Below are 24,434 nucleotides of genomic sequence, written 5' to 3'. Positions count from 1 at the left end.
TTACAATATATAGAGACAACAAAAAACAACCGTGGACTACGACGAAATTGCCTTCACGGTTGTTTTAGTATAGGTCAAGCATTGTACTCACCTTTCTATTGTATTTTTAATTACGAAGCAAATAAAAACTCCGCAGCTAAATTTAACACCACTACTAAATGTAACGCAGCGATTAAGAATCCTTGGCGATCTAAACGTTTCATAACAGACATATTCATAAACTATCACCTCTCCTTTTTTCACATTATACGCTCACATTCTTCAATTTTCAAACTATTCTTAATATTAAAATATGACTATTTTTCTGACAACCAAAACCAAATATGGCATGATAAAGAGTGAAATCATGCCTAAAGGAGTGGAGAAAATTTTGAAAAAAGCATTACTTGTCATTGATTACACAAATGATTTTGTAGCGGCGGACGGCAAACTATCTTGTGGAGAACCCGGACAATTACTAGATACGCCCATTGCCACATTAATAGAGCAATTTATTGCTGAGAAAAATTTAGTGGTCTTTGCTAATGACTTACATGAAGAAAACGATTCGTTTCATCCCGAAACAAAGCTTTTTCCTCCTCATAATATTCGGGACACGCTTGGGCGCAATCTATACGGACATGTTGGTAAAGTTTATGACTTGCATAAAGAAAAAGTAATGTGGCTTGATAAAACACGCTATAGTGCGTTTGCAGGAACAAATTTAGCCATTTTACTAAAAGAACGTGGCATAGAGGAAATTCATTTAGTGGGTGTTTGCACAGATATTTGCATTTTGCATACTGCTGTAGATGCTTATAATTTGGGCATTTCTACAGTTATTTATGCAAATGCTGTAGCTAGCTTTGACGCAGCTGGTCATCATTGGGCTTTACGTCATTTTGAACATACATTAGGTGCAAACGTTGTGAAATAATATAATGAAATCATAAAAAAAGAAGCTGTTTAGGTTTAATTATCTCCAAAAAGGATATAACTAAGTAATGCCATTATAGAAATGCCATTATATCTTAACTTTAAGGAGATGGATAATTTTGATTAGTTTCATTTGGTTTTTAATTATCGGAGGAATTTTAGGTTGGTTAGCTGGAGTCATTTTAGGAAAAGACGTTCCTGGAGGCATTATTGGTAACATTATTGCCGGGATTGTCGGTTCTTGGATAGGTAGTATGGTTTTAGGAAATTGGGGTTGGAGAGTCAGTGATTTTTATGTATTCCCAGCATTAATCGGTGCAATCGTACTTATCTTCATTGTAAGTCTTATTTTAAAGGGTATGCGTAAAGCAGCCTAATTATGTACAAAAGAGCCATTCATAAGAATGGCTCTTTTCGTTATTTTGAATTCATAAGAACTGCTGTTTTTAATTCATCATGGTAATCATTATACAAATTATAGTAATGTAACACATTGCTAACGTATTCCTCGCTATGATTATAATTAAAAACTGCCCGTTTTACATCACCTTTAGCAGCACCATACTTTGATAAATAATTTGCTGCACTAAACACTGCATCTTCAATATCATATGGATCGGCGATGCCATCACCATTTGCATCGACTCCATAGCCACCATATTTTTTTATAATAGCTGGATCCATTAGTTCTGCTTTTGAAATATTGCCCTTGCCCAGTCCAGAGCAGGTTGGATGCTTCCAGCCTACAAATGTGCAGGGCATAAATTGCATATGACCTACAGCACCAGCCGGTGATACAAGAGATTTCATGGAGGAAAATCGCGTTTCAATGCGATGATGGGCTGCTAACAATGTCCAAGGCACTCCATATTTTTCTTCAGCCGCAATATATACGGGAATAAATTGCTCTGGAATGTTCATATCAAAATTTTGCTGTATTTCTTCAATTGCCTTTTGTTGCGCAAGTTTTTCAAAGATAGGAAATGTTTGAAGTTCCCGCCACGCAAAAAAGGCGAGTACATACACAGTAATCGCTACAGGGATTAATAAAGCTATCATCCCCATCTTTACAGTTGGTGATAGCAGTGGTTTCTTTTGTTTTTTTTTCGCCATATGTCACACCTAATCATTCTTTGTCTACTTCCATATTACCAAATTTACCGTTTTATGTTGTAGATTTTTTCTATTTTTATTTTTACTTTGTTATAATGAGGCAAATATAGTAAAATACAATTCGATTGTTTTAATGGATATTAGTAGGAGGATTTTTTTTATGTGGAAAGACTTTAAGGAATTTGCTATGAAAGGTAACATCATTGATTTAGCGATTGCAGTTGTAATTGGTGGTGCTTTCGGTAAAATTGTTACATCTTTAGTAGAAAATATTATTATGCCATTAGTTGGTGTTTTAACGGGTGGCATTGATTTAACAGAAAGCTTTATATTTGGTTCAGGTACAGCCCAAGTCAAGCTTGGCGTATTTTTACAGTCCATCGTTGACTTTTTAATTATTGCTTTTGCCATTTTTTTAGCTTTGCGTCTGATGACTAAATTTACTAGAAAAAAAGAGGAAACGGTTGTAGAGGAGCCTACACCAGAGCTCGATGCAAAAGAGGAACTTTTAAAAGAAATTCGCGATTTATTAAAAAAACAACAAGCTTAATAAACAAGGCTATAGAGCAATTCGTTAAATTCGAATACTCTATAGCCTTTTTGTATGTGCTTACAGTTCCATCCTCGGCAATTAATCCCCTACTATTCCTACATGATTTAATTTCAATAATCTATGTAATTTTCTGAAATCATCTTGTCCTTCTGTACTATACATGTTAAATTGGTAACAATTATAGAGAATATTGAAGATACTAATCAAATTATTCTATTAAGAAATAGAGTCCTAATTGGGCTCTTTCTATATTATTGATGAAGAAAAGAGTGACGATATGACAAACAATAGAACTATTGAAACAAAACTTGTACAGCTAGGAAATTTAAGTGACCCGAGTACTGGCGCTGTCAGCCCTCCAATTCATTTATCGACTGCTTATAAACATGCAGGTATTGGTGAATCTACAGGTTTTGACTATGCACGTACAAAAAATCCAACACGTGCCATTTTAGAGGCAGGAATTGCTGATTTAGAAGGTGGCGACGCTGGCTTTGCCTGTAGTTCAGGTATGGCTGCGATTCAACTTGTTATGTCTCTGTTTAAGCCTGGTGATGAATTAATCGTACCGGATGATTTGTATGGTGGTACATATCGACTTTTTAACTTTTTTAATGAAACATACAATATTAAACCGATCTATTCAAAATTTGAGTCTGTTGAGCAAGTAGAGGCTTTAATTAATGAAAATACGCGTGCCCTCTTTATCGAAACACCAACAAATCCACTTATGCAGGAATTTGATCTCAAAGTGTATGCTGAGCTTGCACATAAACACGGTGCATTGTTAATCGTTGATAATACATTTTACACGCCATATTTCCAACGACCAATCGAATTAGGTGCCGATATTGTGTTACATTCTGCGACAAAGTATATTGGTGGCCATAATGATGTTTTAGCTGGTCTAGTTGTCTCAAAAGGCGTTGAGCTGTCAGAACGTATTGGCTATATTCATAATGGTAGTGGAATGGTATTAGGTGCGATGGATTCTTGGTTATTGATTCGTGGATTAAAAACATTGCATCTTCGCTTAAAACAACATGATGCAAATGCGAAGGCAATAGCTGCTTTTTTAGAAGAAGAAGAACTTGTGACAGACGTACTTTATACAGGCAAAGGTGGTATGCTGTCATTCCGACTTCAAAAGCCTGAATGGATTGACCCATTCCTCCGAAACTTAAAGTTAATTATTTTTGCAGAAAGCCTTGGTGGCGTTGAGAGCTTTATCACATATCCTGCCACACAAACACATGCCGATATGCCTTACGAAGAACGTGTAGAACGCGGTGTATGCGATCGTTTACTACGCTTCTCTGTCGGCATTGAAGAAGCTGAAGATTTAATTGCAGATTTAAAACAAGTGTTTGATACGCTGAGAAAAGAGGCATAAAAAATGAAGCAACATATTGAAACAGCCCTTATCCACGCAGGTGTGCGTGATGGCTATGAAAATAAAAAAGGGGCAGTAAACGTTCCTATGTATGTATCTTCAACATTTCATCAAGAGAGCATCGATGAGTTCGGCGAGTATGACTATGCACGTTCTGGTAACCCAACACGTGATGCATTAGAGAAAGCCGTTGCAGAGCTTGAAGGTGGCGTTCGAGCGCACGCCTTCTCTTCAGGAATTGCAGCTGTTTCCGCAGCATTAATGCTATTATCTCAAGGTGATCACATCGTGATTACTGAAGACGTTTATGGTGGCACATATCGCTTTGTTTCGAAAGTATTACCTCGTTTTGGTATCTCTCATACATTCGTTGATTTTTCAGATTTAGCGGCAATTGAAGCAGCCATTACGCCTGCGACAAAGCTTCTTTATATGGAGACACCATCAAATCCAACATTAGGGATTACAGATATTCGCGGCGTAGTTGCGATAGCTAAACAACATCAATGTTTAACGTTTTTAGATAATACGTTTATGACACCTTTGCATCAACGTCCTCTTGACTTAGGTGTAGATGTAGTAATTCATAGTGCAACGAAATTTTTATCTGGTCACTCTGATATTATTGCAGGACTAACAATTACAGCCGATGAGCAACTAGGAAACGACCTTTATTTTATCCAAAATTCTTTTGGGAATATTTTAGGTGTACAGGATTGCTTCACATTACTGCAAAATATGAAAACAACGGATGTGCGCTTTAGTCGTTCTGCGGCATCAGCACAAAAGATTGCGCAGTTTTTAGATGATAACCCACTCGTTGAACAAGTATACTATCCAGGTCTTGCATCACATCCTGGTTACGAAATTCATCAAAGCCAATGTACAAGTCCAGGAGCTGTATTGTCCTTCCGCCTACCTCACTATGCTGCTGCAAAAGCATTAGTGGAAGCTATGAAAATCCCTGTTTTTGCTGTATCTCTTGGTGGTGTGGAATCCATTCTTTCCTACCCAGCTAAAATGAGCCATGCTGCGATGGAGCCTGAAGAACGTTCAAAACGTGGTATTACAGATGGCCTATTACGATTTTCAGTAGGCCTGGAGCATGTTGATGATCTAATTGCTGACTTTGCCCAAGCATTAGAAATTGCTGCAAAAGCTTAAAATGTCAGAATTGTTTGAGTGACTGGCACTTCAAACCCACTTCGCTTTCCTGCGGCCAACATGTAATCCGCGGGAGTTAAGTGGGTTTTTACGTTGTTATTCAAAATTTAACAGCCTGAAGAAAATTCAGAATTGTTTGGGTGACTGGCACTAAGCCAATTGTCTATTATTTCATTAAAAAGAGCTGGATTCGCTAATGAAATACCATGTCCAATATCGGCTACTACCATTCCTTTACAATTAGCATTACTTTTCACCAAGTCATTTGCAGATTTTTTCATGATTGATTTTTCTTTATTCCCAATGAGCACAAGCATTGAAGTTTTTACATGTTTAAAGTTTTCTGGGATTGAGAATGATAAATTTTCCGTAAGTACAGTTGTTAGCATTCGTTGTGATATGCGACAGCTTTCTTCATAATATTGCGCAAACTTTTCTTTAGGGATATAAAGTGTTTTAGCTTGAATTTTTGAAAATGTTCGATTTGAAATAAGTGGAGAAGTGAGTTTTATTGTAGGGGCAATCCATTTTTTTAAAGCAGGCATCGGCCTCACTAAAGCGCTATTTATGACAGCCATATCAATTAAATTGGGTCTCATACATAGCAATTGCACAATAATTTGTGCCCCTAATGAAAAACCGATAATCGTTATTTTTCGATTATTAGAAACCTGTTCTATAAGATCAATTATTTTCTGCGCAGCTTGTTTTATTGAAAAATATGTATCTTCACTATTTTTTCCATGTCCAGGTAAATCAGGAACTATACAATGATAATGTTGGGCAAAATATATTATTTGTTTTTCCCACATCCAGCCACTGACACCTCCCCCATGTAAAAACACGATAAGTGGTGCATTTTTGTCTCCATGTTCTTCATAATAAAGCGTCAAAATTCCTTCCTCCTTTTCATCTTCAACTAGTAACTCCTTTGTCTTTATAATAAAAATCCCTTCATCTAACGAAGGGTCCAAAAATCCGATATAAATAATCGCCATGTCCTTTTGCTAATACAACGGCATCTTTATCTTCAATCCAATAAAATGTAAATTGTAAGTTACCTTCGTTTACACCTGTCGGATTGTGTTGCCACGTCGGACGTGGATCATTTGATATTAAATGGTAAAAATAACGTTTTTGTAAGGCTCCTGAATAATGTTCGGCATAATCATGTGCGATTAAGCCTTTTACTTCTAAATTTGTTAAACCTGTTTCCTCCGCCATCTCTCGTATTACTGCTTCAAGAGGTGTTTCTCCTTCTTCAACTGTCCCCTTTGGAATTTGGATACCAGCTCCAGCTGTATTTTGTTCAAATACAAGCACTTGGATTCGCCCCTCGCATTCCCTTGTAATATACCCAAATGCTTTTTCCAAAACTTGCATTCATTCATCCCCCTTCTGTTGAATTAAATGTTACAATATATAGAAATTATTGAAATTGTAGGTGATAAGTGTTGACACTCATTATACGACAAATGAAAGAAGAAGACATCCCTTTTGTACAAGAAATTGCCAAAACAAGTTGGGGTGTAACATATGAAGGAATCATTCCGATGCATATTCAGAGTCGTTTTCTGGAAGCTGCCTATAGCGAAGAACGTTTAATAACTCGTCTTCAAACGAGCCCATTTTTAGTTGCCGAGTTAGATGAATCACTTGTTGGCTTTGCTAATTTTTCAACTGTTAATGACGATGGACAAGCAGAGCTATTCGCTATTTATTTACTTCCAGATGTCCAAAACAAAGGCATCGGCTCAGCGCTATTAGAAAGTGGGATTCAAAAATTACGCGGGATAACTTCACTAACTGTATGTGTTGAGAAGGACAATACAATTGGAAGTCAATTCTACAAGGCAAAAAACTTCCAATATGTTGAAGAATTCGATGATTTATTTGATGGGCATATTTTAAAAACGTTACGGTTGGCGCTTGTGTTAGCATAAAAATAACGGAGTCACTTGCACCCCGTTATTTGCTCGTTTTATTCAAGCAAATCAATTTGCGTAGATTGAATAACGAGGGCTGTTAACCCATTGTCACTTCCTGACTCATGTGCTTCTCCCTCTTGCCAAAGAATTCCCTCCCCTTGTTTTACAAGTAATTTCTCCCTGTCTTTTCCACAGACCCATCCTTCTCCCTGAATAACAATGAATAGCTGTGGTACTGGTGCTTCATGTAATCCAACTACACCACCCGCTTCTATGTATATAAAACCAATATTTGTTGGCTCTACTGTTTTCATTATTTTAGTATAAAATGAATAAAGTGAGTTGTAATTGTTAATTGCATTGCCACTATCCTTTGAGAACTGATAAATTTTCATAGAAAATCCCTCTCCCTATTCAAACGTTTTATAAAATTTCTCTTATGAATTTAAACCATTTTGTACATTAACACATCATCAACATACTCATTATCCCTTACTTTAATTTCCTTAATCTTTCTACCTTCTTCTATAAAGCCCATTTTTCGATAAAGAGCAATGGCGCCTATATTTGTTGAAAATACACCTAAGCAAACTTTTTCAATTACTGGATTGGCAACCGCCCATGTCAGTAATTCCCCTATTAAACGTTTACCAATTCCTTGCCCTCGATAATCTTTTCGAACCATCATGCCAAAACTACAAGTATGGGCTAAACGTTTTCGATTTGGCGACTGAAATACTAGCCAGCCAACGACTTCATCATTGTGTTCTGCAATTAAAATTGTTTCATGGTCATTTGCTAATTTCGACTGTATCCATGCTTGTTGTCCTTCGATCGTTTGCTGATATTCTTCAGTTGTCGTTATTAAAAATAGTTCTTCCGCTAAAACTTCTTGTTGGATTTCAAGCATTTTTTTTGCATCAGCAAGACGTGCAACACGAATGTTCATTTGATTGTCCATTTCCATTTCTCCTTCTAAATTCCTTATTTCTTATATTTTACTATAAATCAATTACTTAGATATTTACTAATTTTCTTAAAATAAAATACAAAAAAGCCCAGATATAAAATATCTGAGCTTGATAACACTTATAGCTTCTAGCATGATTAAAACTGTCGGGCTTTCGCTTCACTTCTCAAGATACGGTTATGGAGAGTAATCTCCGTTTCACCATTTACTTGAGATTTCGAACGCTTAATCCTTGTCCAGTTACGGTGGATTTTTTGAGATTTCGGGTCTAGTTGTTCAGGCCTACTCATTTTACATCCTCCTCATCATTATAGACTTCATAAGTGAATCCATGTTAGTATGACCATTTTTTAAAATACTACACGTGCATAGCCGCTATTGTGAAAATTTTATATGCCTACACCATTACCGCATAACAAAGTTATTTGCACCATTATATACTCTTAGCATATTTCGACCACTTTCCTTAGCAATGTAAAGCGCCTGATCTGCCTTATCAATCAAATCGTAAAAGGTTGAAATGTCCTTATTATTGGAAAATTCCGCTATACCAACACTCACTGTCATAGGAATAAACTGTTCACCTATAGTAAAAGGATACTCTTCAACATTTTTTCTTATTCTTTCTGCTATTTTCACAGCACTTTCCAACGTCGTCGCTGGAGATAAAATTACAAATTCCTCGCCACCATATCTCGTAGTGATATCTTTTATTCGTACGGATTCTTTAATAATCTTTGCAACATGCTTTAGTACCTCATCACCAGTCAGATGCCCATATGTATCATTAACTTTTTTAAAAAAATCGATATCAATCGCAATACAAGAACAATGCTGCTCATTGTTTTTACAGTCTTGAAAAACATGCTCGCCCTGCTCAATTAAATAACGGCGATTATATAGTTTCGTGAGTTGGCAAGTAACAGATAACTCCTTAAGTAATATCGTATCTTCTTTCACTTTCGCGCTCATCTCATTAAAAGATGAACAAAGCTCCTGAAACTCTTTGGCATACGGTGCTAACTGTTTTTCATTAATTTTATAATCGTAATGACCTTGCTCCACCTTACCAACACCTTTTAGTAACTGCTGAATCGGCTCTTCTATCTTTTTCGTTATCATTAACATAACTTTTATGGTTAAAAATGTGCCTACTAAAATACAAATCGCTAACAAACCAAATCTTTTAATTAAAGGTGTATACGCTTCCAATAAATTGACTTCAGAAATAAAATACCATTTGCCTTGATTAATTGGCTTACTTTTTGCTAAAACCCATTCACCGTTTGCGTCCTTATAGGAGTTTATTGGTGATTGCGTTTGATTAGATTGAGCAATCGTCAAAATTCGTTCATCAATGTTATAGTTTTGCGACAATATGTTTTGACTAGCTGAAGCCACTTCTTTCTTATTTGAAACTAATTCTGTTAACAAAGTTCCATCTTGATTGACTATATAAGCATGTCCCCTAAAACCCACTCTTGATTCATTTAAAAGCAAATCAACAGTATTAAAATTTACAGTGCCAAAAACAACACCATTAAATTGTTGTTGCTCATCAAGTATAGGCGATGCGAAAGCAATGATTGGCTCCTTTGTGACTTTACTAATTAATACATCTGTAATATATTGTTGCTTCGTTTTTTGGGCGACTTGGAAATACTCACGATTTTTTACATCTATGCCAATCCCGTTATGTTGATATTCTGTCACTGTATCGAACTGTACTATTCCTTCTTTGTTAACAAAGACTAAATCAGTAAAAACAGTTTGTTTTTTATATTCTTGAAAAAATGCTTGCGTTTGTTCATACTGATAGCCTTTAACAAAAGCTAAATTTGTTATTGTATGTATATCCTCGGAACGCTCCTTTAACCAGCTTTCAAAAAAATAGGTTTGAGCATCTAAGTAATTGGTCATTTCTTCTTTTTGATGGTTAATTGTTTGCTGATATTCGATAAAAATTGTCGGAATAAAAATACATAAACTAATGATAAAAATAATAACGATATGCCCTCTTCGAAGCAAATTTCTTATCTTATTTTGCCATAAAACCTTTTTAATTATGTTCAAAACCTTTCCCTCCACAAAAATTAAATGGAAATTTTTTATTTTTCATATCAAAAATACCACAAGAAATAGATTGTAGCAGTGAGAAATTTAATAGTTGAAAGGTAAATTATAAGAATTCATCGGATTTCTGTTTCAATTCCCTAACAAAATATTTAGTATAATATGTATATTAATTCAATTAGGAGGAACTTATAGAAATTAGAGCGTATCAATTAGAAGATGAAATAGGTTGGGTTCGTTGTAGGGTGTTATCATTTTTAAATACTGCTTATTTTGACAATGTTCTTCAGAAAAAGGAAACATATGCTAACCCAGCCATTGAATTAGTAGCAATTAAGGATCATCAAGTCATTGGTTTAATAGATGTTGAATACGAAGTGCAACCGCAAACTGTTTGTTCTCGAGGCGATGGGTTGGGAGGAATGATTTGGCACATTGCTGTTCATCCTGACTACCAAAAAATAGGAGTCGGTCATCAACTATTGCAAGCTGCTGAAAAAAGAGCGAAAGAAAAAAATTTGAACCGTTTGGAAGCTTGGACAAGAGATGATAAGTGGGTAAACGATTGGTACATAAACAATAAGTTTTCAATTGTAGATTCCTATTTACACGTATTTATTGAAGGTGAAAAGGAAATGAAGCCAACGTTAACATCCGAAATACAAGAATTATACCCCGTTCAAGCATTTGCGCACTATGTAGGAAAGGAAAAGGAGATGATAAAGAATCGCTATACTAGGGTTCATGAATGTTTTTGTTTTGAGAAAAAGTTGTTGTGAATAGCATAATAGAACAAAGTGCGACGCTCATGTAACGAGAGTCGCACTTATGTTGTGAACGTTTCTTAATCCTTTACTTTTTAAAGCGATTTGCTGTGTTTACAAATATGAGTGTAAATACAGTGAGCCCTATAAATAGGAGGAGACTAACGATAAAGAGCCATTCGGTTTGGAATACCCCATCGAGTGCCCATAATAGTATACAAAAACAGTATCCATACATGATTTTGCCCATAAATTTAGCAAGTGCTTTTTCATTATAGGTCTCTTTTTCACTTTGAGCCATTGTGTTAAAGCCTGCAAGTAAAAATGCTCCTTTGCCTTGCGATAAAACAATTGCAAATATTAAAAATGGAATCATAATGATCAAACATACAATGGCTTCCACGATAATTTTTCCTCCAATGTTGTGGCTCGCAACGAAATTTTTAAAGAGCAACCGCGACTAACAACATACTAAAAGTTTGCGTCATACTGCTAGTCATTTACGATAAATTTATGAATCGCAGGTAATAAGTTCGTATGCAATGGTAATGTTGGGTCTGCATAGGTAGCTATATTCTCCTCTCGATTCTCAGGTGCGTTTTTAAGAATATGGTTCATGCCATCCATATAAATAAGCTCCGCTTTTTCATTGCCTTGCTTTAATGCTTCTGCGTCTGTAGCTTTCACTTGGATATCTGTTGTTCCTTGAATAATTAAAACGCGACCTTTAACTTTTTGAAGCTCATTAGCTGGATTATATTTAAGCCAAGATATCATATATGGCTGCACAGAAGGTCTAAATAATGCTTGTAGCTCAGGAGAGACATTTTTCACTTGCTCTCCTTTTTTGAGTGTTGCAAGAATTGTTGTTGCCTCAGTTGTTAGGGCAGGTGTTAATTGTCCTGTTAATTGCTCTAGCAGTAATGTATCAGCAGCTCTACCTGCACCTGCTATTGAAACAAATGATTCCACATCGGCTTTTTGTGCAGCGAGCATGCCTATTAAAGAACCTTCACTATGGCCAATAATATGGACACTTGAATAGTCCTTATTTGCTGAAAGTGCCTTGAGTATTTGAACTGCATCGTCAACATATAAATCGATAGAGATATCATCCTCTTTCGTTAACAAAGACGTATTATCTCCGATGCCTCGTTTATCGTATCGCACACTTGCAACACCTTCTTGCGCTAATCCTTCAGCAAGCATTTTCAAGCTATTATTTTTTCCAGCAATTGCTGAATTACCATCTTTATCGGTCGGTCCAGAACCAGCAATAATGAGGACGACTGGTGACGGCTCCTTACTACTCTTTTGAAGTGCTACTGTTAAATCGCCATCCTTTACAGGAACTGTGAATGTTTCATAGGATACTGGCTCTGCAGGTTGTTCTACATACGGTTTTAATAGCAAACGGAATTTTCCACCATTTTGATTAAACGTTGCTTCGATTTGCTCTCCTTTTAACGTTCCAATCACCTCAATAAGAGAACCATTTAAGTTAATGCTAATTTGTACTTCATTCTCATCATACGTTACGCTTTTAAAAGGATAATTACTTAAGCCTTGCGAAGGAACAGATAAAGAACCACCTTCTTTTTGTAAATCTACAATAATTGGTAGCGAGCCATTTGGAATTTCAATATCGCCTGCCCATTTTCCGATTAGTTGTTCATTCATAACTTGCCCCTCCTTTTTCGTGTCCACCTTTGTTGCCTTTTCTTTTTGTGAACAGGCAACTAATAATAATGCGATACAGCATAATACAACTAGTTTTTTCATAAAAGTCCCTCCTTATAAAAAATAGCGATTGCATAAGTATTATCCTGAATATTCAGGACCGTTCGTCGCTACTGTTTCATATGTATGTAAATGCTCAAAGCGTTAAAGATTTTCCAAATAAGGATTTGTAGTCCTCCAACTGTCATATTCAGAGTATAACAGTTGTCTTTGCAAAATCAACTAAAAACAAAAAAGACCCAGAAAAATTCTGGGCCATGGACACTTATACCTTCTATTTGATTGTACAGTTGTGGTTTCTACTTCATCCTAAGATACAGTAACACAGAGAATTCTCTCATTACCTAACCCTTAAGATATGTGAAGTATCAACCTTATTCAGCTGTGGCGGACTTTCCTGAGATTCATTGTCTACTGGTGTTGAACTTGAACTACTCATTATGCATCCTCCTCATCAATTTCGATGATTAAGTGTATCCTTTAACAGTATGGGACACTTTGCAAAAATCTATACATGTTATTCAAAACTTTTTTTCATTTATGTTCGACTATAATGCAATTTAAACAAAAGTCTAATTTCGAAGCAATCGGTCATACTAAGCCTCATATTAGATTGTACTATTCGACACTTAATTGCTTGTCCTGAAATACTTGCTGGGCAACCGTTAACGCGTTTTGCACACGTGGAAAACCAATATAGGGCACTAATTGTAAAAGGGCTTCTACAATTTCTGTAGGTGTTAACCCTGCATGCAAACCACGTGTAATATGTGTTTTCGTTTGAGGCACGGCACCTTGTGTAACAACCGCTGTTATTACGACAAGTGCACGGCTTTTAGCATCAAGACCTGGCCGTGAATAAACATCTCCATAGGCGAACTCGATAATCATTTTGCGCAAATCAGGTGCTATATCAGCTAGTGCATCGGCGTTGACCATGCCAGCTGCCTCTTCTTCCGTGACATATTGCTTTATCGTTTCTAACCCCTTTGTAAAACGATCCGTCAACGAACATTCCTCCCATTTAGAATAGTATATATTTCTTATACAAAAACCCCAATTTCGCGTCTCCGAAAATTGGGGATTGTCCTTCACTTATGTCAGGTACTCTTTTTAGTTTCACCCTCTGGCTCCACAGAAAAAGGAATAATAAGGTTTCATAGTGCCTCACTGGACAGCTTTAATGAATATCTATGCAAATGTCACTTAGGACGTGCACGCAAAATAGTTAAGAAAGACAAGCTTTTGCTTTCTCGATTTGAATAGTGACTTGATCGAAACCTGTACCACCTAGTGAATGTCTACGACGTACAGCTGCTTCAGGTGCCAATACATCATAAATATCTGTTTCGATAAGCTCACTTTCTTTTTTCATGTCTTCAATTGGTAAATCTAATAAATAAATGCCCTTTTGAATACATGTAAAGACTAATTTACCTGTTACTTCATGTGCTTCACGGAATGGCATCCCTTTCGTCGCAAGGTAGTCTGCCAATTCCGTCGCATTTGAGAAGTCAGAGTGTACTGCCTTGTGCAAACGCTCTGTATTTACTGTCATCGTGCGCACCATACCTTCAAAGATTTTTAAAGATCCAAGAATCGTATGCACTGTATCGAACATACCTTCTTTGTCTTCTTGCATATCCTTGTTGTAAGTTAACGGTGTTCCTTTTAGTACAGTTAGTAAGCCCATAAGGTTACCGTAGACACGACCCGTTTTTCCGCGAATTAGCTCTGCCATATCGGGATTTTTCTTTTGTGGCATAATGGAAGACCCTGTTGAGAAGGCATCATCCAATTCGATAAATTTAAATTCATCTGTTGACCATAAAATAATTTCTTCGGCAAAACGAGATAAATGCGCCATTAACAATGATGAATTACTTAAAAACTCGACGATAAAATCACGGTCACTTACCGCATCCATGGAATTTGCATATACGTCACTAAAGCCAAGTAGCTCTGCTGATTTTAGACGGTCAATCGGGAAGGTTGTCCCTGCCATCGCACCAGCACCTAGTGGTAATATATCAATGCGTTTCATGGATTCTGTAAAACGTTGTTTATCGCGCTCAAGCATCCAAAAATAGGCCATTAAATGATGTGCAAAAGAAATCGGTTGCGCACGTTGTAAATGCGTATAGCCTGGCGCAATTGTTTCAACATGCTCCTCAGCTTTTTCTATTAACGTTTTTTGGAATGTCTCGATTAAATCGATTGCTTCCTTTACACGTTTTTTCAAGAAAATATGCATATCTGTTGCTACTTGGTCATTACGGCTACGACCTGTATGAAGTTTACCTCCAACTGGTCCGATGCAATCAATTAGCATTTTTTCAAGGTTTAAGTGAATATCTTCATTCGCAACAGTAAATTCTAGCTCCCCTGCGATTGCTTTTTCTTGTAATTGTGCAAGACCGCCAAGAATCGCTTCTACATCAGCTGCTGGTAAAATTCCTGTAGCACCAAGCATCGTGACATGTGCGACACTACCTTCTAGGTCTTCCAAAACAAGTTGTTGGTCAAAGCCAATCGATGCGCCAAACTCATCAACCCATGCTTCTGCTGATTTTTGGAAACGTCCGCCCCAAAGTTTTGTCATAACAGCTCACCTTTTTCTACATTTCTTATCGAAAAGGTGCAGTACAGCGTCCATGCTACACTACACCCTAATGTAATAATTATTTTTTATTAACTGAAGAGTTAACCACTGTTGGCAGACCCCATAATTCGATGAAGCCTACAGCTGATGCGTGATTGAATTGGTCTTCTTTAGAGTATGTTGCTAATTTTTCATTGTATAGTGAATTTGGTGATTTACGTCCTTCTACAATCGCATGACCTTTATAAAGTTTCACACGTACAGTTCCATTTACATATTGTTGTGATTCTGCAAGGAATGCTTGTAATGCATCACGTAAAGGAGAGAACCATAAACCATCATAAATTAGTTCTGATAATTTTTTCTCAATAACTGGTTTAAAGTGTGCTAATTCTTTCACAAGCGTTAAGTCTTCAAGCTCCTTATGCGCAGTTAAAAGTACTTTTGCACCTGGAATTTCGTACACTTCACGAGATTTAATCCCAACTAAACGGTTTTCAACATGATCGATACGACCAACACCGTGCGCACCTGCTATTGCATTCAGTTCTTGAATTAAATCAGCAAGCTTCATTTCTTTACCGTTTAATGACACTGGTTTACCAGCAATGAATTCGATTTCTACATATTCAGCTTCATTTGGTGCGTTTTCTACAGAAATTGTTAAGCCATAAGCTTCTTCTGGTGGTGATACCCAAGGATCTTCCATTACGCCCGCTTCATTTGCACGACCCCATAAGTTTTGGTCAATCGAGAATGGTGAATCTAATGTTGCAGGAATCGGAACATTATGTTGCATTGCATATTCGATTTCTTCATCACGGCTCCAGCCCCACTCACGTACAGGTGCTAAAACTTCTAAGTCTGGATTTAATGCTTTAATTGAAACTTCGAAACGAACTTGGTCATTTCCTTTACCTGTGCAACCGTGAGCTACTGCGTCCGCACCCACTTCGTTAGCGATTTCCACTAATTTTTTAGAAATTAAAGGACGAGATAGTGCTGATACTAATGGGTATTTTTGTTCGTACCAAGTATGCGCCTGTAACGAAATAAGTGCATATTGTTCAGCAAATTCATCCTTCGCATCTACCATATAAGATTCAATTGCACCAACTTGAAGTGCTTTATTTTTTACAAATTCAAGATCTTTACCTTCACCAACGTCTAGACAAACTGCAATTACGTCCCAACCTTGTTCTTTTAACCACGGAATTGCTACAGAAGTATCAAGACCGCCTGAGTATGCTAATACTACTTTTTTGTTTGCCATACGAAATGCGCCTCCAATTGCTCTATATGATATGTATGTTTATACACTCACTTAAAAGTTTATACACGAATAGTAACATGTTATAAAAATAAATACAAGTGCATTTTTATAAAATAATATACTTTTGTGAAGAATGTTAAAAGTCTGCAATAGCAATAATTATTGCTATTATTCGAACAGTGAATATTTTCACTCGAAAGTACGACTTATTCCTATTTAGATGAATGTATACGATATTAAAAGGTGCTGGCTCTTAAACGAAAAAAACCACTTCGCTTTCTGCGGTTACATCGTAAGCCGCAGGAGCCTTAGTGGGTTTTCACATGGATATTTATAAATTGTTTGGGTGACTGGCACTTAGCAAATATACGTTTCTGTAGGAGTCTCTGTAGGTGTTAGCTTGAATATTTATAAATTGTTTGGGTGACTGGCACTCAAATTCTCAAATTATTTTTTATTGAATAATGGTTTTGCTAAAAATTCGATGGTAGCTGGCGCTAATGCATACAGTTTACTCGTCAACCCCATCATTCGTGGCAAGTTGACTTCTCGGACTGGACGTTCAATTGTTTTTACCGTCGCTTGTGCCACCTCTTCTGGTGTTAATAACAATCTACCTAAGGACTCTCGATAACCACTTTCATCATTTACTTTATCTAAAAATGGTGTATCAATTGGTCCAGGATGTATCGCCGTTACTTTAATATTGTATGGGGCTAGCTCCATACGCAGGCCATTTGTAAAGCCGACAATGGCGTGTTTTGTCGCAGCATATACACTTGCTTTAGGCGTTGCTACCTTACCGGCCTGTGAACCGATAAATATTAGTTGTCCTTGTTCACGCGCAATCATTCGAGTCGCTAGACGCTTTGCTAAATACATCGGAACACGAATATTAAGCTCCACCATTTCGGTAATATCGTCATCTGATAACATCGGTGCAATAGCGAACTTCCCTACACCAGCAGAAAAAATGGCTACATCAAGCATAGGTAGCTGCGCACATACGTCATCGATTGCTGTTAGTGAAGTTAAATCAGCTTGTATTACATTGGCCCCTAAACGTTGTAATGTTTTTAAAGCTACTTCATTACGCCCTGTGGCATATACGATATGGCCTTGTGCAACTAACAATTCGGTAATTTTCAAGCCAACTCCACTCGTTGCACCTGTTACAAAGATTGTCTTTTTATTCATTTTCATGTATAAAACCTACTTTCTTTTAAACAAATAGACACCTTCATTATTCTTCTCAGAAACCACTAGGTTATTTGCCTCTAAATAGTCTAAATGTCCAAGTGTCTTTGATAATGTCAAGCCAAGCTGATGCTGAAAAATCGATGGATATAAACGTTTTGTCATTTGTACAACCGTTAACTCATCACCGCTAAATAACTCATACACCTTCATAGATTGATGATGTTGCCGTTCAAGACGTTTATCAATTAAATATGGTATGTCTTCTAAATTTGCTCCATGCCCTGTGTACATAATGTTTACAGGCAATTGACGTAATATTTCAAGCGATGCATTATATTGCAACAATGATTTCGGGCGACCTAGTGTGCGGTCTAAAGGTGGTTCGATTAATGGATTAGGTGTAATTTTTTCTAACAATAAATCTCCGCCAATAACATTATGCGTTTTTTCATCCCAAAAAATGAAATGACTTTGTGCATGTCCTAATGTTTCAATTGCCTTTAAACCCGGATGACCGGGTACTTCATCCCCATCATGTAAAATTTGTGTCAATGGTAGCTCTCCAACAAGCTCTAATTCTCGACGAACATGGACACTCTGTTGAATATATTCTAGTGGGACGCCATGCTCGAACAAACGCTCACTGTAAAACTGCTCATGATAACGTAAAAACTCTTCGTCATGACGTAGCCATTTATCGTTATAGGCATGACCTAAAATTTCTGCATGTGGAAAAGCATCAACCCATCCCGCATGATCAGGATGGTGATGGGTTAAAACAACCTGTTCAATATCTCGTAAATCAAAGCCAGCTGCTCGAATACCCCATTTGAGTGCATCATAAGCTTCCATTGTTTTTGGACCAACATCAAATATTGTTAATGCATCACCTTTGACAACAAATGCATTGACGTCTCCTACTTCATAGGGCGTTGGAATTTCTATTTTATGTATCGACAAAGCTGTCTCCCCCTTTTTTGCGCAACTAATGAATACCGATTCATCTATTCTACAAGTTTTTCTTTCTTAAGTCACCCCTCCTGTTGACAGCTAGACATATTATCAATATAATTTTGAATAATCAAATTATTTATGTGCGTTGAGGAAGCCAAGTATGTAGTTGGTGAAGGTGTCTAGAGAGTGTTACATTTGCTGCAAGTAACATCACCCACTCCCATTACAGAACCTACTTCTGAGCAGTTATGACAACATAACCGTCCCCCTTGCGATAAAAGGGCTAAGAGTTGTGCCAATTGGCAAACAAAGGTGGTACCGCGGAAACGATAGCGTTTTCGTCCTTCTATTTAAGGACGAGAGCGCTTTTTTATTTTGAATCGGAGGTTTTTTCTATGAAAAAAATACTTTTTATTGGTGCAGGCTCGATGGCAGAAGCATTGATGCAAGGCTGGATTAAGCAGAATGTATTTAAGCCACAAGAAATTTATGTCACCAATCGCTCAGATAAGCAACGGTTACAATTTTTACACGACACGTACGGCATTAATTGTAACGTTGAAGAGACTATTTATCAGCAAGCAGATCTCATCATTTTAGCAATGAAACCAAAGGATGCCATTAAAGCAATGCTAGAACTAAAATCGAAAATAACAGAGCATACTTCGATTCTATCCATTTTAGCTGGTATTGCGATTAGCACTATAACAGAACAGTTAGGATTGCGCCCTGTAGCTCGAGTAATGCCAAATACATCTGCAACGATCGGTATGTCCGCAAGTGGTATAGCATTTAATGGGCATGTATCAGCTACACAACGTACCATGTTTTTACAATTATTAGAAGCTGTTGGTTCTGTGATTGAAGTTGAGGAAGACCAGTTGCATGCGGTTACAGCGCTATCTGGCAGTGGCCCTGCATATATTTATTATTTAATGGAAGCATTTGAACGAGTAGGAATTGAGGTAGGGCTTTCAAAAGATACTGTAAGATTACTGATGACGCAAACCCTCGCAGGTACAGCAGAAATGTTAAAGCAATCCGTTGATGAGCCTGATGTGCTTCGGAAAAAAGTTACTAGTCCAGGTGGTACAACAGAAGCTGGTATTAAAGCGCTGGAACAATATCAATTTAATGAAGCGATTGAAGCATGCATAAAAGAAGCTGAAGCTCGATCTCGCGCACTTGCAAAAAGTAAGTAATCCATGCAAAATAGAGGTATTCACTAGGAATTAGGAGGGTCTTTGCATTGACTAAATTATTTGAACCATACCAATTACAAACGATTTCGTTAAAAAACCGCATTGTCATGGCCCCAATGTGTATGTATTCTGCTAAGGATGACGGGTTTGTTACACCTTTCCACCTTGTACATTATGCAACACGTGCCGCTGGACAAATTGGGTTAATACTATTGGAGGCTACTGCTGTAGTACCCGAGGGGCGAATCTCTAGCAACGACCTTGGTATTTGGGATGACGCGCATATCGAAGGTTTACAACAATTAGTAACAAATATGCAAGCTTACGGAGCTAAAACAGGCATTCAGCTTGCCCATGCAGGACGGAAAGCGACTGTAGATGGTGAAATTTTTGGTCCTTCAGCCATTGCTTTTAGTGATGATTATAAAACACCGTCTGAAATGACACTTAATGATATTGAATATGTCATTGAAGCCTTTAAAAAAGCTGCCGTTCGCGCCCGTCAAGCAGGTTTTGATGTGCTTGAGATTCACGGTGCACACGGCTATTTAATTAGTGAATTTTTGTCACCGGCTACGAATAAACGAAGTGATCTATACGGTGGTTCTCAGGAAAATCGCTATCGCTTGCTACGTCAAGTAATTGATGCAATTCGAAGCGTTTGGGAAGGCCCTTTACTCGTTCGTGTTTCTGCGGAAGACTACGCACAAGATGGCACAACGATGGAGGACTTTATCGTCTTTAGTCGTTGGATGAAAACGCAGGGCGTAGATTTAGTCGATGTCTCAACTGGCGGTGTCGTACAGGCACATATTCATCCGTTCCCTGGCTATCAAGTGCCACATGCTGAAACGATAAAACTTGGGGCAAATATTCCTACTGGTGCAGTTGGTTTAATTACAACAGCGCAGCATGCAGAAGAAATATTGCAAAATAATCGCGCTGATTTAATTTTCTTAGGTCGTGTTTTATTACGTGATCCTTATTGGCCACTCCATGCTGCAAAGGAACTTGGCGAAAAAATCGAACCACCTGTGCAATATGTTCGTGGTTGGTAACTCACTTCTCCTATAAGCACTTTTACACACGCTGATAGCTTAGTAACTTTTGAGCTATCAGCGATTTTTTGCTTTTATCGGCGATTTTTCACAGGTTATCGGCGATTTAAGGCGTTCTATCGGCGATTTCCCTCGAGTTATCGGCGATTGCTCACGGGTTATCACCTTTAAAAAAGCGGATTTTGCTTGATTTCTTCATCAACCGCTTGTACTAGTGAAGGTGCGTCAGATGCCGTAATAATCTCGCCATTAACAATTGCAAAAATGCCCTGCTCGCAAATTTCACAGTGGGAAGTACAACCTGATTCTTCTATTTCTATATCTGATCGCTCTGCTAAAACATCGTAGGCATCAGCTGCACCGAGCGATAAATTTGTTATGCAAAACTCAACTCTATTGGTCATTTGCTGAGGCTTTTTATTTTTCTTAAACAATGAAAATGCCATTAAATCTCCACTCCTTTTAACTACATTCTCCCAGTTTCTAATGCACAGGTCCAATCCAAACGTCCATTTTCTTTACTTTTGTTGATGACCCCTTGCCGATCATAGCCAATAAGTACTTGCTCAATTAGCCAATGCTTTTGTTCTTTACTAACGATTGTGTAATTAGCGAATGGCGAACCCGACTCCATTTTGTGATAGATTGGTAACTCCTCTTCATAAGCTGAGAGTCCAACGCTGCCAGGGTTAATAATTATTTTATTATTTGGAAGGTAGACTACTCTTGGAATATGGGTATGTGCACAACAGATAATTTCTTGTTTAATATCCTGCACATATTCCATAATTTCTTCAGTTTTTTTCAACGTAGCACCATTAGCTCCGATGTTTTCTAACATATATGTTTCATCACTTGAAGGTGTCCCATGACAAAAATAAACATCATCTGTTTCAATCACTGCAGGTAAATTCGTTATCCATTGACGATGCATGTTCCCTAATAAATTTTGTACATAACGTACTGTTGCATTTTGTGCATTTTCTAGTAACATTCTATCGCAATTTCCCATTATACTTTTGACCTTCGACTCTACTAGCAAGTCGTATGTTTCTATCGGATATAATGGACCATACAAACTATCCCCTAAATTATAGATTGTTTCAATTCCCCTTCTGTGAATATCCGTAAGGACAGCTTGTAATGCGTCCTTATTACCGTGAATATCCGCAATAACTGCCATTTTCATTATAAAGTCACTCCTTTCTATAAATAGTCCCTAGTCATAAATAATTGTAATAATTTTTGTGGAACTTGGACGGAATCTTTGTAAAAAAGGTAGACAGGGACGCTAGGTAATACAAACTCTGTAAAAGGTACAATATTAAAGCGCCCCTCCATTCGCTCTCTTCTAACAATCATTCGAGGTAAAAATGACATACCTAAACCATCCTTGATTAATCGTTTTACAACATACGATTGTGAAATCGACACTTGTTTTGTATAGACATATTTATGATTAATTTGGTGTAATAAATCCTCCCAAATAGTTGGATGGTGATGAGTAAATAGTGTATATGTTTGGAATAATTCTTCATAATCAATATAAGCGCCAGTTTCGTCATCAAATGCATCTAACGGAATGACTAATTCTAACGGACTGTCTACTAGCAGTTCTTGACACCAATGTCGATAGCGGGTTGGAAATAAAGAAATACCGATATGTGCTTTGCCATTATGAATTAATTCCTCTATTTTGGATGATTCCTCTACAAGAATTGAAATTTCAATTGTCGGATGTTCATTTATAAACTGGTAAATTATATGTGGTAAAATCGTTTCCACCATTAACGGTGTCATCGCAATGATGATTTTTTCTTTAATGCCTTTCGTCACTAATTGAAAGCGCTCGATACTTTTTTCCCACTGTTGCATGATTTGCAACGCTTCCGTTAAAAATAACTGCCCTGCCTCCGTTAATTGCACGCGATTCTTTTCTCGATGAAATAACGAGACATTCAGAAACTCTTCTAGCTGATGAATATGTACTGTAATACTCGGTTGTGATACATGTAATTCTTCAGCAGCCATTCGAAAATTACAGGACTTGGCTGCTACAATAAACGTTTTTATCCATTTATAATCCACACCGCCACCTACTTCAATTAAAATTTTTAATTAATTTCATTAAATATATTTAATTTACTAAATTGTATAACAATACTAAACTCAAGGCTAGATAGTTCATTTTAAAACAAAGGGGAGAAACATAATGTTAGATCAATTCGGCAATCAGTTCCGCTCTTTCGCAAAAAATGAATGTAATAACTCAAGCCCACTTTATGAACATTTAGCCTATCAAATTGCTGATGATGAAGAATTATTGCTGATTGCAAAGGATGCTGCTAACGGACAGCCTATGCCTAATTTATTATTTGCTGCTGTACACTATTTGTTATTGACGTATACGGATGACGACTTAGCGGATTTTTATCCTTCGTTCACGACTACACCGAAGCCGCAAGACCGTGTATATCCGTTTTTTAAAAAGTTTGTTTTGTCCCATGCTCATGAAGTAAAGACAATTCTTCAAAAAAGGCTCGTACAAACAAACGAAATCCTTCGTTGTGCTTATCTTTATCCGATGATGACTGAAATTTATCAAAAGCATCGGATGCCATTAGCTTTTATTGAGATTGGGGCAAGTGCAGGACTACAACTTGCAATGGATCAATATAATTACTGCTACAACCAAACGTTGTCAGTTCGCAATTCCCTTACTAAACTAGTTTTAGCATCGGAGAACATAGGTGATGCATTACCACCTTCCGTTACCCAGCAATTTGTTGTATTACAACGCATTGGTATTGATTTAAATCCAATGGACGTTATGAATGAAAAAGACGTTGCATGGCTTCAAGCGCTAATTTGGCCAGAACATCATGAACGACGCACACTATTAAATAAGGCAATCCCAATTTTAAAACAGCTCGATGTACAGCTGATTAAAGGTGATGCAATAGAATTTCTAACAGATATTAGTAGACAAATCGATCAAAATACGATTTTAGTCGTCTATCATACGCATGTAGCCAATCAAATTCCTCTTAAGTTAAAGCATGCCTTAATCGAACGTTTAAAGGAAATTAGTTTGGAAAGGCCACTTTATCATTGTTATAATAATTTATTTGATTTGCAGTTACATCAGGACTTTCTACAACATGGAGAAATCAAATCCATTCGAACAATCGATCAACCAGATGGCCATGCAAGATGGTTTAAATGGGCAAATGAATAAGTTGACTATTGCCGTTGATTTCCACTGCAGGGTGTCAGGCACTCAAACAATTACACTTGTTGATTGGAGTGAAGGGCGGCGACTCCTGCGGGAACAGCACAGAACGTAAGACGCAACAAGTCGCGCGTTAGCGAGGGTTGTGGCTTACGCTGTGCTCGCGGAAAGCGTTCGCCCGTAACGGAAATCAACAGGCAGTAGACTTCTAAATTTATTTAATGATGGACGCAGACGACTATCCTATTTATTCATAAGGGCGATAATTGTACTGTTTTTTAACTTCCCTCCGAAAGAGAG

General features: G+C 37.2%; 27 protein-coding genes. 10 read left to right on the top strand and 17 right to left on the bottom strand.

The features are described from left to right. Nucleotides 1-370 precede the first annotated feature (370 nt). Nucleotides 371-916: a cysteine hydrolase family protein gene (locus NSQ74_RS13690; protein ID WP_340824017.1), complete on the top strand. Its 546-nt coding sequence runs from the start codon at nucleotides 371-373 to the stop codon at nucleotides 914-916. Nucleotides 917-1,034: 118 nt separating this feature from the next. Then, nucleotides 1,035-1,292, top strand: a complete 258-nt coding sequence (locus tag NSQ74_RS13685; RefSeq protein ID WP_340824015.1) for a GlsB/YeaQ/YmgE family stress response membrane protein — start codon at nucleotides 1,035-1,037, stop codon at nucleotides 1,290-1,292. Between the two features lie 40 nt (nucleotides 1,293-1,332). On the opposite strand, the gene NSQ74_RS13680 is transcribed toward NSQ74_RS13685, so the two are convergent. Further along, nucleotides 1,333-2,028: a lytic transglycosylase domain-containing protein gene (locus NSQ74_RS13680; RefSeq protein ID WP_340824013.1), complete on the bottom strand. Its 696-nt coding sequence runs from the start codon at nucleotides 2,026-2,028 to the stop codon at nucleotides 1,333-1,335. A 160-nt stretch (nucleotides 2,029-2,188) separates the two neighbouring features. Here NSQ74_RS13680 and mscL point away from each other — a divergent pair, with 160 nt between their 5' ends. The 3 genes from mscL (at nucleotide 2,189) to NSQ74_RS13665 (ending at nucleotide 5,138) form a co-directional block, all read left to right on the top strand. After that, the gene (gene mscL / locus NSQ74_RS13675) at nucleotides 2,189-2,578 is read left to right on the top strand and encodes a large conductance mechanosensitive channel protein MscL (RefSeq protein ID WP_340824012.1); all 390 of its coding nucleotides are present in this window, start codon (nucleotides 2,189-2,191) and stop codon (nucleotides 2,576-2,578) included. 280 nt (nucleotides 2,579-2,858) lie between these two features. Beyond that, a complete protein-coding gene (locus NSQ74_RS13670; protein ID WP_340824011.1) occupies nucleotides 2,859-3,974 on the top strand; it encodes a methionine biosynthesis PLP-dependent protein in 1,116 nt (371 codons plus the stop codon). Nucleotides 3,975-3,977: 3 nt separating this feature from the next. Then, nucleotides 3,978-5,138, top strand: a complete 1,161-nt coding sequence (locus tag NSQ74_RS13665) for an aminotransferase class I/II-fold pyridoxal phosphate-dependent enzyme (protein WP_340824010.1) — start codon at nucleotides 3,978-3,980, stop codon at nucleotides 5,136-5,138. A 107-nt stretch (nucleotides 5,139-5,245) separates the two neighbouring features. Here the strand turns inward: NSQ74_RS13665 and NSQ74_RS13660 are convergent, their stop codons facing one another. Together NSQ74_RS13660 and NSQ74_RS13655 are read right to left on the bottom strand one after the other, a co-directional pair. Next, entirely contained in the window at nucleotides 5,246-6,031 is a 786-nt protein-coding gene (locus tag NSQ74_RS13660; protein ID WP_340824009.1) for an alpha/beta fold hydrolase, read from the bottom strand. A gap of 61 nt (nucleotides 6,032-6,092) precedes the next feature. Beyond that, on the bottom strand, nucleotides 6,093-6,521 hold the full coding sequence (locus NSQ74_RS13655; RefSeq protein WP_340824008.1) for an NUDIX hydrolase: 429 nt from the start codon (nucleotides 6,519-6,521) through the stop codon (nucleotides 6,093-6,095). 92 nt (nucleotides 6,522-6,613) lie between these two features. Between NSQ74_RS13655 and NSQ74_RS13650 the strand changes: the two genes are divergently transcribed. Continuing rightward, nucleotides 6,614-7,081: a GNAT family N-acetyltransferase gene (locus NSQ74_RS13650; protein WP_445669076.1), complete on the top strand. Its 468-nt coding sequence runs from the start codon at nucleotides 6,614-6,616 to the stop codon at nucleotides 7,079-7,081. 38 nt (nucleotides 7,082-7,119) lie between these two features. Here the strand turns inward: NSQ74_RS13650 and NSQ74_RS13645 are convergent, their stop codons facing one another. The 4 genes from NSQ74_RS13645 to NSQ74_RS13630 all read right to left on the bottom strand — a co-directional run bounded on the left by NSQ74_RS13645 (nucleotide 7,120) and on the right by NSQ74_RS13630 (nucleotide 10,109). Continuing rightward, on the bottom strand, nucleotides 7,120-7,461 hold the full coding sequence (locus NSQ74_RS13645) for a cupin domain-containing protein (protein ID WP_340824006.1): 342 nt from the start codon (nucleotides 7,459-7,461) through the stop codon (nucleotides 7,120-7,122). A 50-nt stretch (nucleotides 7,462-7,511) separates the two neighbouring features. After that, on the bottom strand, nucleotides 7,512-8,033 hold the full coding sequence (locus NSQ74_RS13640; RefSeq protein ID WP_340824004.1) for a GNAT family N-acetyltransferase: 522 nt from the start codon (nucleotides 8,031-8,033) through the stop codon (nucleotides 7,512-7,514). Nucleotides 8,034-8,173: 140 nt separating this feature from the next. Next, entirely contained in the window at nucleotides 8,174-8,326 is a 153-nt protein-coding gene (locus NSQ74_RS13635; RefSeq protein ID WP_069513162.1) for a YpzG family protein, read from the bottom strand. A 115-nt stretch (nucleotides 8,327-8,441) separates the two neighbouring features. Beyond that, a complete protein-coding gene (locus tag NSQ74_RS13630) occupies nucleotides 8,442-10,109 on the bottom strand; it encodes a sensor domain-containing diguanylate cyclase (protein WP_340824001.1) in 1,668 nt (555 codons plus the stop codon). A 191-nt stretch (nucleotides 10,110-10,300) separates the two neighbouring features. Here NSQ74_RS13630 and NSQ74_RS13625 point away from each other — a divergent pair, with 191 nt between their 5' ends. Next, on the top strand, nucleotides 10,301-10,888 hold the full coding sequence (locus NSQ74_RS13625; RefSeq protein WP_340826461.1) for a GNAT family N-acetyltransferase: 588 nt from the start codon (nucleotides 10,301-10,303) through the stop codon (nucleotides 10,886-10,888). 73 nt (nucleotides 10,889-10,961) lie between these two features. Here NSQ74_RS13625 and NSQ74_RS13620 read toward each other — a convergent pair whose 3' ends face one another. The 7 genes from NSQ74_RS13620 to NSQ74_RS13590 all read right to left on the bottom strand — a co-directional run bounded on the left by NSQ74_RS13620 (nucleotide 10,962) and on the right by NSQ74_RS13590 (nucleotide 18,648). Next, nucleotides 10,962-11,276, bottom strand: coding sequence for a DUF3784 domain-containing protein (locus NSQ74_RS13620; RefSeq protein ID WP_340824000.1), 315 nt, complete (start codon nucleotides 11,274-11,276; stop codon nucleotides 10,962-10,964). 89 nt (nucleotides 11,277-11,365) lie between these two features. Further along, complete coding sequence (locus NSQ74_RS13615) at nucleotides 11,366-12,655, bottom strand: alpha/beta hydrolase (protein WP_340823999.1); 1,290 nt, start codon at nucleotides 12,653-12,655, stop codon at nucleotides 11,366-11,368. 576 nt (nucleotides 12,656-13,231) lie between these two features. Next, on the bottom strand, nucleotides 13,232-13,621 hold the full coding sequence (locus tag NSQ74_RS13610) for a carboxymuconolactone decarboxylase family protein (RefSeq protein ID WP_340823997.1): 390 nt from the start codon (nucleotides 13,619-13,621) through the stop codon (nucleotides 13,232-13,234). A 220-nt stretch (nucleotides 13,622-13,841) separates the two neighbouring features. Further along, the gene (gene argH, locus NSQ74_RS13605; protein ID WP_340823996.1) at nucleotides 13,842-15,215 is read right to left on the bottom strand and encodes an argininosuccinate lyase; all 1,374 of its coding nucleotides are present in this window, start codon (nucleotides 15,213-15,215) and stop codon (nucleotides 13,842-13,844) included. A 79-nt stretch (nucleotides 15,216-15,294) separates the two neighbouring features. After that, entirely contained in the window at nucleotides 15,295-16,488 is a 1,194-nt protein-coding gene (locus tag NSQ74_RS13600; protein WP_340823995.1) for an argininosuccinate synthase, read from the bottom strand. A gap of 447 nt (nucleotides 16,489-16,935) precedes the next feature. Then, nucleotides 16,936-17,691: an SDR family NAD(P)-dependent oxidoreductase gene (locus NSQ74_RS13595; protein ID WP_340823993.1), complete on the bottom strand. Its 756-nt coding sequence runs from the start codon at nucleotides 17,689-17,691 to the stop codon at nucleotides 16,936-16,938. Between the two features lie 9 nt (nucleotides 17,692-17,700). Further along, entirely contained in the window at nucleotides 17,701-18,648 is a 948-nt protein-coding gene (locus NSQ74_RS13590; RefSeq protein WP_340823991.1) for an MBL fold metallo-hydrolase, read from the bottom strand. A 389-nt stretch (nucleotides 18,649-19,037) separates the two neighbouring features. On the opposite strand from NSQ74_RS13590, the gene proC reads away from it, so the two are divergent. Both proC and namA read left to right on the top strand, forming a co-directional pair. Then, entirely contained in the window at nucleotides 19,038-19,844 is an 807-nt protein-coding gene (proC, locus tag NSQ74_RS13585) for a pyrroline-5-carboxylate reductase (RefSeq protein ID WP_340823990.1), read from the top strand. A gap of 47 nt (nucleotides 19,845-19,891) precedes the next feature. Continuing rightward, the gene (namA, locus tag NSQ74_RS13580) at nucleotides 19,892-20,902 is read left to right on the top strand and encodes an NADPH dehydrogenase NamA (RefSeq protein ID WP_340823988.1); all 1,011 of its coding nucleotides are present in this window, start codon (nucleotides 19,892-19,894) and stop codon (nucleotides 20,900-20,902) included. Between the two features lie 167 nt (nucleotides 20,903-21,069). Here the strand turns inward: namA and NSQ74_RS13575 are convergent, their stop codons facing one another. Genes NSQ74_RS13575 through NSQ74_RS13565 form a run of 3 tightly spaced genes read right to left on the bottom strand, consistent with a single transcriptional unit; the run spans nucleotide 21,070 to nucleotide 22,990 of the window. Further along, nucleotides 21,070-21,348 carry a DUF1450 domain-containing protein gene (locus NSQ74_RS13575; RefSeq protein WP_340823986.1) on the bottom strand — a complete coding sequence of 93 codons (279 nt, stop codon included), beginning with the start codon at nucleotides 21,346-21,348 and terminating at the stop codon, nucleotides 21,070-21,072. 20 nt (nucleotides 21,349-21,368) lie between these two features. After that, nucleotides 21,369-22,091 (bottom strand): metallophosphoesterase family protein, encoded by a 723-nt coding sequence (locus tag NSQ74_RS13570; protein WP_340823985.1) that lies wholly within the window; start codon nucleotides 22,089-22,091, stop codon nucleotides 21,369-21,371. 17 nt (nucleotides 22,092-22,108) lie between these two features. Further along, nucleotides 22,109-22,990, bottom strand: a complete 882-nt coding sequence (locus NSQ74_RS13565; protein ID WP_340823983.1) for a LysR family transcriptional regulator — start codon at nucleotides 22,988-22,990, stop codon at nucleotides 22,109-22,111. 124 nt (nucleotides 22,991-23,114) lie between these two features. On the opposite strand from NSQ74_RS13565, the gene NSQ74_RS13560 reads away from it, so the two are divergent. Continuing rightward, nucleotides 23,115-24,140 (top strand): DUF2332 domain-containing protein, encoded by a 1,026-nt coding sequence (locus NSQ74_RS13560; RefSeq protein WP_340823981.1) that lies wholly within the window; start codon nucleotides 23,115-23,117, stop codon nucleotides 24,138-24,140. The last annotated feature ends 294 nt before the right edge of the window (nucleotides 24,141-24,434 follow it).

The organism is Lysinibacillus sp. FSL W8-0992, from assembly GCF_038008685.1.
Lineage (GTDB): Bacteria > Bacillota > Bacilli > Bacillales_A > Planococcaceae > Lysinibacillus.
Note: the sequence above shows the minus strand (reverse complement) of the source record. Positions and strands in the feature narration are given on the sequence as shown.